Origin of the sequence: Mesorhizobium mediterraneum (genome assembly GCF_002284565.1) — a bacterium.
Lineage (GTDB): Bacteria > Pseudomonadota > Alphaproteobacteria > Rhizobiales > Rhizobiaceae > Mesorhizobium > Mesorhizobium mediterraneum.
The window spans coordinates 48,069-60,955 of the sequence record NZ_NPKI01000041.1 but is presented as its reverse complement, the minus strand read 5'-3'; the positions used below and the strand labels follow the sequence as shown (position 1 = coordinate 60,955).

The window sequence follows — 12,887 nt, the reverse complement described above, 5'->3', positions numbered from 1 at the left end:
AAATGCATGGCTGACATGCGTCTAAGCGATTAAAATCATTGAAAATATTGCCGATTAACTGAAATATGGTTATCTTGCCGTAGCCGGTAACATGATGGTGATTTCGTCGGCGTGGGACATATTGAGCGCCTTGCGCGCCTGCTCGTCAAGCATGTCCTTCTCCAGCGTGCCCTGATGCATGAGCTGAACGCGCCGCTGCAGGTCGAGCCGGCGCGCCTTGACGGCATCGAGCTTACCTTGCAGGTCGACGGTTTCGGCCTCCAACCGGTATTTGGAATAGATGCCGAATTCGCCGTGATAGGCGTGGAATCCGAAATAGGCCAGGAACACCACGCAGAGCGAGGGAATGATCAGCCGCCCGGTATTTCTCTGCTTGTGCTGACGTGTCCACATGATCCAAATCCCATAAAGCGCCGCGCGTCCTCTTGGACGAGCAAAGGACGCTCTAACACTCTGCGACCTAGCCTCCTTTCTCGCCCAATTGTGCTTAATGGACGGTTACGGACGGCCGGATTTGGCGGTGTAAAGCAAAAAGGGCGGAGAATGCCCCGCCCTTTCATTCCGGATATTTTCGGCTGGCTCAGCCTTTGACGATCGACTTGCCGGCATAGAGCGCCTGCTTGCCGAGTTCTTCCTCGATGCGGATCAGCTGGTTGTACTTGGCCATGCGATCCGAGCGCGACAGCGAACCTGTCTTGATCTGCCCGCAATTGGTGGCAACGGCGAGATCGGCGATGGTCGAATCTTCAGTTTCGCCCGAGCGATGCGACATGACTGCGGTGTAGCCGGCCTTGTGCGCGGTTTCGACGGCGTCGAGCGTCTCGGTCAGTGAGCCGATCTGGTTGACCTTGACCAGGATCGAATTGGCGACGCCCATGCGGATGCCGTCGCGTAGCCGCGCCGTGTTGGTGACGAACAGATCGTCGCCGACCAGCTGGGTCTTCTTGCCGATGAGGTCGGTCAGCGTTTTCCAGCCGTCCCAGTCGTCCTCGGCCAGCCCGTCCTCGATGGTGATGATCGGATAGTCGGCGGCGAGCTTGGCCAGATATTTGGCCTGGGTCTTCGGATCGCGGGTCTTCTTCTCGCCTTCATAGACGTAATTGCCGTCCTTGAAGAATTCGGTGGCGGCGCAATCGAGACCGAGCGCAACCTCTTCGCCCGGCTTGAAGCCAGCCTGCTCGATCGATTCCATGATGAAATCGAGCGCAGCGGGCGCGCTTTTCAGGTTAGGAGCGAAGCCGCCCTCGTCGCCGACATTGGTGTTGTGGCCGGCGTCCTTCAGCCGCTTCCTCAACGTGTGGAAGATTTCCGAGCCCCAGCGCACGCCGTCACGCAGTGTCGGCGCACCGATCGGCAGGATCATGAATTCCTGGAAGTCGATCGGGTTGTCGGCGTGGGCGCCGCCGTTGATGATGTTCATCATCGGCACCGGAAGCACATGCGCCTTGGTGCCGCCGACATAGCGGTAGAGCGGCAGGCCAGCCGCTTCCGCCGCAGCCTTCGCCACTGCCAGCGACACGCCGAGGATGGCGTTGGCGCCGAGCCGGCTCTTGTTGGGCGTGCCGTCGAGCTCGATCATGGTCTGGTCGATGTGGATCTGGTTCTCGGCTTCCATGCCGCCAATCGCCTCGAACAGCTCGCCATTGACGGCCTCTACCGCCCGCAGGACGCCCTTGCCGAGATAGCGGGCGCCGCCGTCGCGCAGCTCGACCGCCTCATGCGCGCCGGTCGATGCGCCGGAGGGCACCGCAGCGCGGCCCATCGAGCCGTCTTCGAGCACGACGTCGACCTCGACGGTCGGGTTTCCGCGGCTGTCCAGGATTTCACGCCCGACAATGTCGATGATGGCGGTCATACGATGTCCCCGATTTGATCTGACAAAGCGTCGCGCACGTCTTAGCCAAAGTGCTGCAAAACGCAATCGGGGTGTCCGCAAATATTGCCGCCACCTCCGCCATGCCGGTTCACGAAGCAAAAATTGCTGTCATCATAAGTCTTGGCGGCATGCGACTTTCTGGTTATGCTCGCACTTGCGCGGGGCGAAACAGGAGGAGTTTCGCCATGTCTCAGTTGAGCGGCATTGTGAGTTTGTTCCTGATCGCGGCGGCGTTTCTGACGTCGTGTGACACTCAGCAGCCTCAACAAGGCGCGGTAGAGTTGTCGACCCTTCAAGCGGCGGAGTAGATATCCTGCAGAAGAGGCCCTCGGTTCAACCGAGGGCCTTTTGATTCCGGCAGATCAAGGTCAGTGCCAATAAGGCTCGACCTTGTAGTAGCTGTATGAAGCATCACGCGCGGCCTCGCCGTCGGCGCCCGTCAGTTCGTTGATCGAATAGGCGGGAGCAGCCTTCAGTTGCTCCTTGGTGAACGGCACGACGTAGCCGCCCTTGTTCTCGTCATAGTCGAGGGTCGCCCACGGAATGGCGTGATACTTCTCGCCGATGCCGAGAAATCCGCCAAAGCCGATCACGGCAAACATGATTCCATTCGACAACTTGTCGAGCATGACATCCTCGATGTCTCCGATATGCGTGCCTTCCGTGTTGTAGACTGATGTGCCGATGACCCGCGAGGCAGCGATGGCTTCTGTGTGTCCTGTCTGGGTTGTCATTGTGTACTCCTCGTTGTCGTTGACGCTATGCTTGACAATGAGGGGCGCGAATGAAGGTTCCAGACTTTTCGACGCTAGTCGGTCACTCAGCCAAGATGAAGGTGACCTTCATGTTGACGCGGTAGGCGGAGATCTTACCGTCCTCGACGACGACCTTCTGGTCCTGGATCCAGGCGCCTTCGACGTTCTTCAAAGTCTTTGCAGCGCGCGCAATTCCCAGTTCGATAGCGTCCTGAAAGCTCTTCTTCGAGGATGACGTGATTTCGGTGACACGGGCGACGGGCATGGCTTCCTCCTCCAAGGTACTTAGTTGCCGGTGGAACGTACAACCGGCGCTTGCCGCCCACAAGCTCAGGTTCAACCCTTGGCGACGCGGTCAAACGCCATCAGTCTTTCAAGCAGCGCCCGAAGATCCTTCAGCGGCACCATATTGGGGCCATCGGAGGGTGCGTTGTCGGGATCCTGATGGGTCTCGATGAAAACGCCGGCGACACCGACCGCAACCGCAGCGCGCGCCAGCGTCTCGACGAAGCGCCGATCGCCGCCCGTGGAGCCGCCCTGCCCGCCCGGCTGCTGCACGGAATGCGTGGCGTCGAAAATCACCGGCGCGCCGATCTCGGCCATGATCGGCAGGGCGCGCATATCGGACACCAGCGTGTTGTAGCCGAAGGATGCGCCGCGCTCGGTGACCAGCACGTTGGCGTTGCCGGAACCGGTGATCTTGGCGACGACGTTCTTCATGTCCCACGGCGCGAGGAACTGGCCCTTCTTCACATTGACGACCTTGCCGGTTCTTGCCGCCGCGATCAGCAGGTCGGTCTGGCGGCTGAGGAAAGCCGGAATCTGCAGGATGTCGACATGCGGCGCCACGACCGCGCACTGTTCCTCGGTGTGGATATCGGTCAGGATCGGCAGCGAAAACGCCTTGCGCAAATCGTCGAAGACCGGCAGCGCCGCATCGAGCCCGGCGCCGCGCGTTCCGCCAAGCGAGGTGCGGTTGGCCTTGTCATAGCTAGTCTTGTAGACGAGACCCAGCCCCAGCTTCTCAGTCAGTTCCTTCAGCGCGCCAGCCATGTCGAAGGCGTGCTGGCGTGATTCAAGCTGGCACGGGCCGGCAATCAGCGACAGCGGCGCGGTGTTGCCGAAGACGACATTGCCGACGGTTACGGACGAATTGGGCTTGCTCATGCGATCTCCCGGAAGATGAAGGCCGCACCCTGCCCGGGTGCCGGCCGCACGACAATATCATTGCCGCGCATGTCGTGTTCGACGGAACTGGCTGCAAGCAGCTTTGCGACCGTGTCTGCGTGGCGAACTGAAAAGACTACCCCCGCGAAGCGGAGTTCCGATGGCGCGCCGGCAGGTATGCCGAAGCGCGCTTCGAAAGCGACGGGGTCAAGCAGGGTCAAGGTCGCGTTCGGCAGGCCAAACGCGGTGCTCCCCTGCCCGGCCGTGGGACTGCGCGCCGCGATCGAGATCAATCGGTGCTGTTCGGATGGCTTCTCGCTGACCGCCACGACTTCGATGATGCCGGTTGCGCCATTGGGGTGGATCTGCAACGCGGTGCGATCCACTTTCGGCGCATTGATCCGCTCGCAGGCGAACAGGAATGCGTCCTTCGCCCCGGCACCGGAGGCGAAGGCCAGTTTGAACGATGCCGTGTCGCTCTTTCCCGCTGTGTCAGCGAAGACGCGCGAAAAGCTCAGCATGTCTCCGGCCGACAGGCCGGCTTCGACATAGCGCATATGATCTGCGTTCGCATTTTCGGTGCCCAGGACAAGGGCGGAAAATCCCTCATTGCCGCGCTCGTCGCGATAGGCACGATCGCGCGCGACGAAGACGTTGCCGTCCGCGATCGCTTTCGCCGCAGCTTGCGCGTTCCCCACCGCCAGCGGCTCGAGATAGGTGCTGTCTTCAAGGAAGACGCAGCAGTTTTCCGTTCCGAAAGGATGGATGCCGGTCGGCGCCACGACAAATCCAAGCGAAACCAGCCGCGCCCGCGCTACGTCGAGGCTCGCGGTCGGCAGCACAAGATGGTCGAGCGAATGAGGGCCTGCTGGCATCGTTTCGGTCATGCCGGCGCGGTGTGCATCATTCCGGAAGTTGGTTCAAGAGCCTCGTCTGACGCCGCAAGGACCCAGGTGGCCGATCTCGCGGCGTCGATACGCGAACCTCCGGAACACTTGCCGTTGCCGGAAATCAACCTACGTGATCCAAATGAGAAAGATGCTGTTCATAGCGGCAGCGGTCGTCGCGATGGCTGTTATTGCCATACTGGTCTGGAGCGCGCCGAAGCAGCCTGGGGCAGATCTGACCGAACCGACCGCTCAGACGGAGTAAGCGAAGCACGTTGCTCTTCGGTCGATTTCTTTTCAGGACGCCGCCACAACATCCGCCGAATATCGCAGTTCACGCAGCGGTTTGACCTGGCTGGTCGTCTCGCCATAGAGCGGATGCGCCTTGTAGGCGGCCAGAGCGGCCTCATCCTCGAATTCAGCATAAACGACCACGTCGATCTCGTCCGAAAGCGGGTCGACCTTGGTGTTGAGCGTTACCTCGAAAAGACGGGAATGTGGGATATTGCCCAGCGCCAGCAAGCCCGTGCGTACGGCCTCGACATCCTCTTTGTGCCGCGCGCTGAAGAAAACGATATGCCGGATCAACCCAGCCTCCTCGATCGATGTGCAAGCGTGTTTTGTGTGGGCAAAACGGTCGCGTCAACCGGCAACGATGTCGCGGCGACAACGCGTTGAGCGGGAAAGAAACCTACACCAGGCTGGTGATGTAGCGCACGATGCGCGTTATCTCCCTGACCGTGGTGTCGAGATAGCGGCCCTGATTGTAGATTCCGTCCCAGATCAGGAAGAACGTGGCGGAGCAGATGACGATAACGTAACGCATGGCTACAACTACTGCATCTGGGTGGTTGCAACCATAGTGATTCCGGCGTTGATCAGCGCCCTCCCCCAAAATCTGTCCATTGATCCGTGTTCGCTTGCCCCTTGCCTCTTGAAGTTCCCTTTGATGAGATGAAAGATTGCTGCGGGGATTCATCAGGAAGCGGCGTTCGCGCCCTGGCGAATGAACTGCGAGTGTGGAAACTGGCCATTGTTGCGCCGGCTCCGCAGAAGTTCGGGGGGCGTGATATGGCTCACAAGGAAGACACCGACGTTGCGTGGGGCGACGCGGTCAGGCTGGACGAATTCAATTTCGCCGATACCGTCAAGGGCCTGCCGGCCAAGGCGCGCATGGTATTGTCGGCGGCGATGAACCTGCCGCGTGGCTCGCTCAAGGTGAGGATGCCGGACGGCCGCGCCGTCCTCGTCGGCGGCAAGGCGCCGGGTCCGGACGCCGAACTAGTGCTCAAAAACTGGCGCTTGCCCGGCCGCGCCTTCACCGGTGGCACCATCGGCATCGCCGAATCCTACATCGACGGCGATTGGGACAGTCCCGATGTAACCAGTTTCCTGGAACTGTTCGTGGTCAATTCGGAAATCGGAGAGCGCATCGCCGGCGGCGCCAACTGGCTCATCAACGCCGTCCAGCGTGTCCGCCACTGGTTCAATCAAAACACCCGCACCGGCTCGAAGCGCAACATTTCGGCGCACTACGATCTCGGCAACGCCTTCTACAAGGAATGGCTGGATCCGAGCATGACCTATTCGTCGGCGCTCTATGCGGCTGGCGCCAACGATCTGGAAAGCGCGCAAGCCGCCAAGTATCGCGCGCTGGCCAAGGACACGGGCATCGGCGCGAAAGACCATGTGCTGGAAATCGGTTGCGGCTGGGGTGGCTTTGCCGAATTCGCCGCGCGCGAGATCGGCTGCCGCATCACCGGGCTGACCATCAGCCGCGAGCAGCATGATTTCGCCAGAGCGCGCGTCCAGAAAGCTGGACTTGCCGACAAGGTCGATATCAAGCTGCAAGACTACCGCGACGAAACCGGATCCTACGACCGCATAGCCTCGATCGAGATGTTCGAGGCGGTCGGCGAAAAATACTGGCCCGTGTTTTTCGGCAAGATGAAGGATTGCCTGCGGCCTGGCGGTACCGCCGGCCTGCAGATCATCACAATCAACGAGAAGGCCTACGACACCTATCGCGCGCGGCCGGATTTTATCCAGCGTTACGTGTTCCCAGGCGGCATGCTGCCAACGCCGTCGATCCTGAAAACGCTCGGCAACGATCATGGCCTCGCTCATCTTCGCGAGCGCATTTTCCCGGACGATTATGCCCGCACACTCGCCGAATGGCGCCACCGCTTCTGGGCGTCCTGGGAAAAGATCGTCCCGCTTGGTTTCGACGACCGCTTCAAGAAGCTCTGGGAGTTTTACCTGCACTATTGCGAAGCCGGCTTCCGCGCCAGCTACATCGATGTCCGCCAGGTGGTTTACAAGGCTTAGGTCAGTTCGGGACATCATCATCGCTGATTTTGCAGCCATGCAATAATCTGGCTGCCGTGAAAAAGTCCGATCCCGACGCATGATGCGGCTGCAAGAATCGGAATCACATCATGCGCAAACGGACGATCTTACTCGTCGCTCTTCTTGTCGCTGCGGGCGGCATCTGGCTCAACAACAGCTCGCTGCTGTCGAACCGTCCGGCCGGCACGCCGGCGGTGCTCGCCCATCGCGGCATGGCCCAGGATTTCGATCGCAAGGATCTTGGTCCCGACACCTGCACGGCCGAACGCATGCTGCCGCCACGCCATCCTTTCCTTGAAAACACGATCCCCTCGATGGAAGCCGCCTTCGCGTTTGGCGCGGACGCGCTCGAACTCGACGTTCACCCGACCACGGACGGCAAGTTCGCCGTCTTCCACGACTGGACGCTGGATTGCCGCACTGAAGGCAAGGGAGAAACGCGCGCCCATGCCATGTCCGAGTTGAAGGCGCTCGATGTCGGCTATGGCTATACGGCTGATGGCGGCAAGACCTTTCCGTTTCGCGGCAAGGGGATCGGCATGATGCCGTCGCTGGACGAGGTGCTGCAGCACTTCCCGAACCGCCGTTTCAACATCAACATCAAAAGCAACGACCCCAAGGAAGGCGAGACGTTGGCCTCCTGGCTCGCCACGCTGAAGCCAACCGAGCGCGCCGGCTTGACTGTGTATGGCGGCGACAGGCCGATCGCGGCGGTCAAGACGGCGCTGCCAGACATGCATACGCTGAGCCGTGCATCGCTGACCCGATGCATCCTGCGCTATGCGGCGCTCGGCTGGAGCGGCTACGTTCCGGAGGCGTGCCGGCAGGGGACCCTGCTCATCCCGATCAATGTCGCCCAATGGCTGTGGGGCTGGCCCGACCGTTTTCTGGATCGCATGGATGCCGTCGACACCCGCGTCTACCTGCTCGGCCCCTATGCCGGCGGCGGCTTTTCGCAAGGGCTCGACGAGCCCGAACTGATCGACCAGTTGCCGGACGGCTATTCCGGCGGCATTTCCACGGACGCGCTGGATCTGGTCATGCCCGTGATCAAGCGGCGTTTCGCACCGCCAGCTTGAAGCGCCAAACCCTACGCCGCTGTAGGCGTGGGTTTGAGTTAGCGCGCAAAAGCTTTGTCTTCAGAGAGTGATGCGGTACTTGGCAAACCCTGCTTCGCCTTCGCCTGCCGGTTCGATCTTCAGCGACTTCACCTGCGCAATAAAATCCTTCGCCTTGGCGCCGGTCTCGAACACCACGCTGGTTCCAGGCATTGGCGCAAACGACCAGTTGGCGTCCGCCGACGGGTTGATCGTGCCTTGGCTGATGAGGTAGCGCACGATCACGTCGCGGTTGGTATCCGGCGCCTCGTAGATGATCTTCGAGGCGTCGATCTCCGGGAAATTGCCGCCACCGCCGGCGCGGTAGTTGTTGGTGGCGACGACGAATTTTCGTTGGGGATCAATTGGTTTTCCGTCGAACATCAAGTTGACGATGCGGCTCGATCCGGCGTTCACCAGCCCGCCCTTGGAATCATATTTCGGCGGCCGCGACAGATCGATCCGGTAGGTGACGCCGTCGATCACGTCGAAATTGTAGGATGGGAAATCGGTGTTGATGAGCGGCTGGTCGGGCTTACCGGGCTCGATCTGGTTGAAGATACCGGCCGACATTTCCAGCCAATCCTTCACTTCAGCCCCGGTGATTTCGACGGCGCGGACAGTGTTCGGATAGAGATAGAGATCAGCGACGTTCTTGATGGCGATGTCGCCCACGGGAACGTCGGTATAGTAGTCGGCGCCGTTGCGCCCGCCGGCCTTGAAGGGCGCCGCCGCCGACAGCAGCGGCACGTCCTTCCACTGCGTATTTTTGAGGATATCCCTGAGATACCAGGCCTGCGCCTGGCTGACGATCTGCACCGACGGATCGTCGGCGACCAGCGCGAAATAGGAATAGAGCGGCGCCGAGGTTTTCCCGACCGGCCGGCGCACATAGGCAAGCGTCGCCTCGTGATCTTCTTTCAGCGCATCGACGATGCGCTGGTCGTCAGCGACCGTCGGCTTGTTCGCCTTCTCGACCCGCTCGTAGATCGGCCGTGCCTCGGAGGTCGCCGAGACGACCCGCCATTTCGACCCGTCGCGCTCCAGCAACAAGTCGATCAGACCCATATGCGAGCCCCAGAAGCCGCCCATGACGGCAGGCTTGCCCTGCAGCGTGCCCTTTTCAGTATCGACGGCCTCGAGCGCCTGAAAGTCCTTCTTGCCGGGAAAGACGAGATGCTGGTGGCCGGTGAACACTGCGTCGATGCCCTCGACGCCAGCGACGAAGAACGAGGCGTTTTCCATCATGTCGCCCTGCTTCACGTCGATGCCGGAATGTGAGAGCGCAATAATGATGTCGGCGCCCTCCTCCTTCATCTGCGGCACCCACGCCTTGGCCGCCTCGACAATGTCGCGCGTCTTGACGTTGCCCTCGAGATTCTTCAGGTCCCAGACCATGATCTGCGGCGGCACGAAGCCGATGACGCCGATCCTGAGAGGCTGCTCGGCGCCGGACCCGTCCCTGATCTTCTTGTCGAGGATGACGTAAGGCTTGAGATAGAGCTTGTCGTCCCGCGGGTTCGCAGCGAGTTCGGTGCCGCGGATCAGGTTGGCGCAGACGAACGGAAAATTGGCGCCCGCCAGCACCTTGTCCATGAACGGCAGGCCGTAATTGAATTCGTGGTTGCCGAGCGTCGAGCATTCATAGCCGAGCAGGTTCATGCCCTTCATGACCGGATGCAGGTCGCCATCCTTCATCCCCCGCTCGTAGGCAATATAGTCGCCCATCGGGTTGCCCTGCAGAAGGTCGCCATTGTCGATCAGCATCGCATTGGTGGCTTCCTTGCGCACCGCATCGATCAGCGAAGCGGTGCGTGATAGTCCCATCGTGTCGTTCTCTTTGTCGGCGTAGTAATCGTAAGGCAGGACATTCACATGGATGTCGGTCGTCTCCATGATCCTGAGATGCGCCTGATTCCCCTGAGCGCGAGCGGAGAACGGGTGAAGCATGATCAGCGCTCCGGTGGCGGCGGCGCTGGCAAGGAACCCGCGACGGGAGACGGGTTGAAGCAGTTCGAGCATTGCTTTGTTTTCTCCTGTTCGACGGCATGTCAGGCTTCGGCAACATGCCTGCCTTCAACGGCGTGCCAAGCCCTGCCCGAAGCAAAGCTTCGCGCCGAAATCCGGTCGAGTCCATCAGGAACAGATGACGTGCCGATGAATGCGCGCGGGCGGAGACGTCAGTTCCTGTCGTCGTCGCCTTGGGTGATTAGCCGCGCGCTGCGCTGACCTGTCACGTAGATCCATAGCCAGCTCAGTGAAACCGCAAGCCGGTTACGGAAGCCGATCAGGAAGTAGATGTGCGCGAGGCCCCACAGCCACCAGGCCGGCCGGCCGGTGAGCTTGATCCAGCCGAAATCGATCGCGGCGGCGCGCTTGCCGATCGTGGCCAGATCGCCGTCATGCTTGTAGTGGAACGGCCGCGGGGTTGCGTCGCCGGCAAGCCGGGCCTTGATCGTCGCGGCGACATGCCGGCCTTGCTGTTTGGCGGCAGGTGCGACGCCGGGCACCATGCGGCCATCCGGCCGCAGGACATGTGCAGCGTCACCGACGATGAAAATCTCCGGGCTGCCCGGCACGGTCAGGTCGGGCTCAACGAGCACCCTGCCAGCCCGGTCCGCCGCCGCCCCCAGCCATTCGGCGGCCGGCGAAGCGGCGACCCCGGCTGCCCACAGGATCGTCCTGGCCGGCAGGTGCGTATCACCGAAAACCACGCCCTCGGCATCGCAGCGCGTGACGGGCCGGCCGAGTTCGACCGTCACGCCGAGCCGCTCGAGCGCCTTGCTGGCGTAATCGGAGAGTTCCGGGGCGAAATTGGGAAGGACGCGGTCGCCGGCCTCGATCAGCACCACGCGCGTCTGCCGCGTGTCGATGTTGCGGAACTCGCCGCGCAGCGTGTCGTGCGCCAGTTCGACAATAGTGCCGGCCAGTTCCACGCCGGTCGGCCCGCCACCGACGATCGCCAGCGTAAGCAGCGCCTGGCGCTTGGTGGGATCGGTTTCCCGCTCGGCCTGCTCGAAAGCGAGCAGAATGCGCCGTCGAATGGTGGTGGCGTCCTCCAGCGTCTTCAACCCCGGTGCGAAAGGCTCCCATTCGTCATGGCCGAAATAGGCGTGGCGGGCGCCGGTGGCCAGCAGCAACGTGTCGTAGGCGACCGCATTGCCATCATCGAGCAGCACGCGTTTGCCGGCGCGGTCGACACCGCTGACGGTGGCGAGCAGCGTCGTCACGTCCTTGCGCTTGCGCAGGAGATGGCGGATCGGCCAGGCGACTTCCGAGGTCGCCAGCGCCGTGGTCGCCACCTGGTAGAGCAGCGGCTGGAAGAGATGGTGGTTGCGCTTGTCGATCATGGTGATGCGCACCGGCGCACCGTCAAGCGCGCGGGTGAATTCGAGCCCGCCAAAGCCTGCCCCGACGACAACGACGTGATGGCTGGATTCATTCATCTCATTCACTCCGGAGAGCAATTTCGCCAAGGCTGATGTAGATAGTTTTGTGCACTGCAACAACATCCAACTTTGCCGACTGCCCGCCCTAAGATGTCGCGAACGTACCTGCCCCCATCCTGCCGGCGGGTATAATTTCATCGAAACAGACGACGGGAGTGGAACTTGGATAGCGATCATGACGACGGTCCGGCGCACTATTCCTCGCCGCCTTGCTTCATGCACGAGCTCGACCCGGAATTCCGGGCGCCCCTATCCGACTGGACCGACGTGAAACGATGGCGCAAGGCCGAGCGCGAGCGGCTGATTGCAGCCCGCCTCGCTGTCTCGGCTGACGTGCGGACGGCAATGTCGCAGCGCATCGGCGAAAGCCTCGACGCGGTGATCGGTGCCATCGACGGCCGCATGGTCAGCCTCTATTGGCCGTTCCGCGGCGAGCCGGATCTGCGGCCATGGATGGCGTCCATCAATGAGCGCGGTGGCCGTACCGCACTGCCTGTTGTCATCGAGAAAGGCCGGCCGCTTATCTTTCGCGCCTACGCACCGGGCGACCGGCTCGAAAAAGGCGTCTGGAATATCCCGATCCCGGCTGAAGGCGATCCGGTGCTGCCCGACATCGTCATTTCGCCGATCGTCGGCATCGATCCAGGACAGTATCGGCTGGGCTATGGTGGCGGTTTCTTCGACCGGACGCTGGCGACGATGCCGTTCAAGCCGCTGGTCATCGGTGTCGGTTATGAGTTGCAGCGCATCGCCACCATCTACCCGCAACCGCATGACGTACCGATGGACCGGGTGGTGACAGAGGCCTTCGAGGCCTAAGCCATCTCCGGCTTCATCCCCACGGCCGTTCGGTCGACGATCTCGCGCAAGGCGAAGGACGAATTGATCTTCGTCACATGCGGCATCGCCGACAGCCACTCCTTGTGGATGCGCTCATAGTCGACGAGGTCCTTCGCCGCGATGCGCAGGATATAATCGTATTCGCCCGACATGAGGTGGCAGGACAGAACATTCGGGCAGCGCTTTATCGCCGCCTCGAAATCCGACAGTGTCTTCTCGAATTGGCCCGACAGCGATATATGCACGATCGCCGTCATCTGGTGGCCAAGAGCGGCATTGGAAAGCCGTGCGTGGTAGCCGCGGATGGTTCCGGATTTCTCCAGATTGTCCAGCCGCCGCGAGCAGGCCGACTGCGACAGGCCGACCTTCTCGGCGAGCGCCGCGTTGGGTATCCGCCCATCCTTCTGCAATGTCTCGAGTATGGCGATATCGATCCTGTCGAGCGGCATTTTTCGGGATTCCTGCGA

General features: G+C 61.4%; 15 protein-coding genes. 4 read left to right on the top strand and 11 right to left on the bottom strand.

Features of this window, described 5'->3' with window-relative positions; all coding sequences use genetic code 11:
- Nucleotides 1-69: 69 nt before the first annotated feature.
- The 6 genes from CIT25_RS29040 to CIT25_RS29010 form a co-directional block, all read right to left on the bottom strand.
- The gene (locus CIT25_RS29040) at nucleotides 70-393 is read right to left on the bottom strand and encodes an FtsB family cell division protein (protein WP_095488608.1); all 324 of its coding nucleotides are present in this window, start codon (nucleotides 391-393) and stop codon (nucleotides 70-72) included.
- 187 nt (nucleotides 394-580) lie between these two features.
- On the bottom strand, nucleotides 581-1,855 hold the full coding sequence (gene eno, locus CIT25_RS29035; RefSeq protein ID WP_095488607.1) for a phosphopyruvate hydratase: 1,275 nt from the start codon (nucleotides 1,853-1,855) through the stop codon (nucleotides 581-583).
- Between the two features lie 389 nt (nucleotides 1,856-2,244).
- Nucleotides 2,245-2,610: a PRC-barrel domain-containing protein gene (locus tag CIT25_RS29025; RefSeq protein ID WP_095488605.1), complete on the bottom strand. Its 366-nt coding sequence runs from the start codon at nucleotides 2,608-2,610 to the stop codon at nucleotides 2,245-2,247.
- Nucleotides 2,611-2,692: 82 nt separating this feature from the next.
- Entirely contained in the window at nucleotides 2,693-2,896 is a 204-nt protein-coding gene (locus CIT25_RS29020; RefSeq protein WP_095488666.1) for a dodecin family protein, read from the bottom strand.
- 71 nt (nucleotides 2,897-2,967) lie between these two features.
- A complete protein-coding gene (kdsA, locus tag CIT25_RS29015) occupies nucleotides 2,968-3,798 on the bottom strand; it encodes a 3-deoxy-8-phosphooctulonate synthase (protein ID WP_095488604.1) in 831 nt (276 codons plus the stop codon).
- Complete coding sequence (locus tag CIT25_RS29010) at nucleotides 3,795-4,685, bottom strand: VOC family protein (protein WP_095488603.1); 891 nt, start codon at nucleotides 4,683-4,685, stop codon at nucleotides 3,795-3,797. Before CIT25_RS29010 ends, kdsA begins: the two co-directional genes overlap by 4 nt.
- 142 nt (nucleotides 4,686-4,827) lie before the next feature.
- On the opposite strand from CIT25_RS29010, the gene CIT25_RS38210 reads away from it, so the two are divergent.
- Nucleotides 4,828-4,950: a hypothetical protein gene (locus CIT25_RS38210; RefSeq protein ID WP_280953395.1), complete on the top strand. Its 123-nt coding sequence runs from the start codon at nucleotides 4,828-4,830 to the stop codon at nucleotides 4,948-4,950.
- 32 nt (nucleotides 4,951-4,982) lie between these two features.
- Here CIT25_RS38210 and CIT25_RS29005 read toward each other — a convergent pair whose 3' ends face one another.
- Nucleotides 4,983-5,273, bottom strand: a complete 291-nt coding sequence (locus CIT25_RS29005; RefSeq protein WP_095488602.1) for a Dabb family protein — start codon at nucleotides 5,271-5,273, stop codon at nucleotides 4,983-4,985.
- Nucleotides 5,274-5,376: 103 nt separating this feature from the next.
- On the bottom strand, nucleotides 5,377-5,511 hold the full coding sequence (locus CIT25_RS38205) for a hypothetical protein (protein ID WP_280953394.1): 135 nt from the start codon (nucleotides 5,509-5,511) through the stop codon (nucleotides 5,377-5,379).
- Nucleotides 5,512-5,756: 245 nt separating this feature from the next.
- Between CIT25_RS38205 and CIT25_RS29000 the strand changes: the two genes are divergently transcribed.
- The gene (locus CIT25_RS29000) at nucleotides 5,757-7,013 is read left to right on the top strand and encodes an SAM-dependent methyltransferase (RefSeq protein WP_095488601.1); all 1,257 of its coding nucleotides are present in this window, start codon (nucleotides 5,757-5,759) and stop codon (nucleotides 7,011-7,013) included.
- A gap of 110 nt (nucleotides 7,014-7,123) precedes the next feature.
- Nucleotides 7,124-8,113 (top strand): glycerophosphodiester phosphodiesterase family protein, encoded by a 990-nt coding sequence (locus CIT25_RS28995; RefSeq protein ID WP_095488600.1) that lies wholly within the window; start codon nucleotides 7,124-7,126, stop codon nucleotides 8,111-8,113.
- A 60-nt stretch (nucleotides 8,114-8,173) separates the two neighbouring features.
- Here the strand turns inward: CIT25_RS28995 and CIT25_RS28990 are convergent, their stop codons facing one another.
- Both CIT25_RS28990 and CIT25_RS28985 read right to left on the bottom strand, forming a co-directional pair.
- Nucleotides 8,174-10,153: a bifunctional 2',3'-cyclic-nucleotide 2'-phosphodiesterase/3'-nucleotidase gene (locus CIT25_RS28990; RefSeq protein WP_095488599.1), complete on the bottom strand. Its 1,980-nt coding sequence runs from the start codon at nucleotides 10,151-10,153 to the stop codon at nucleotides 8,174-8,176.
- A 158-nt stretch (nucleotides 10,154-10,311) separates the two neighbouring features.
- Complete coding sequence (locus CIT25_RS28985; RefSeq protein WP_095488598.1) at nucleotides 10,312-11,577, bottom strand: NAD(P)/FAD-dependent oxidoreductase; 1,266 nt, start codon at nucleotides 11,575-11,577, stop codon at nucleotides 10,312-10,314.
- Between the two features lie 219 nt (nucleotides 11,578-11,796).
- Here CIT25_RS28985 and CIT25_RS28980 point away from each other — a divergent pair, with 219 nt between their 5' ends.
- Entirely contained in the window at nucleotides 11,797-12,399 is a 603-nt protein-coding gene (locus CIT25_RS28980; protein WP_167391099.1) for a 5-formyltetrahydrofolate cyclo-ligase, read from the top strand.
- Here CIT25_RS28980 and CIT25_RS28975 read toward each other — a convergent pair.
- Nucleotides 12,396-12,869, bottom strand: coding sequence for an Lrp/AsnC family transcriptional regulator (locus CIT25_RS28975; RefSeq protein ID WP_095488596.1), 474 nt, complete (start codon nucleotides 12,867-12,869; stop codon nucleotides 12,396-12,398). The two genes, CIT25_RS28980 and CIT25_RS28975, sit on opposite strands and share 4 nt — an antisense overlap.
- Nucleotides 12,870-12,887 lie beyond the last annotated feature (18 nt).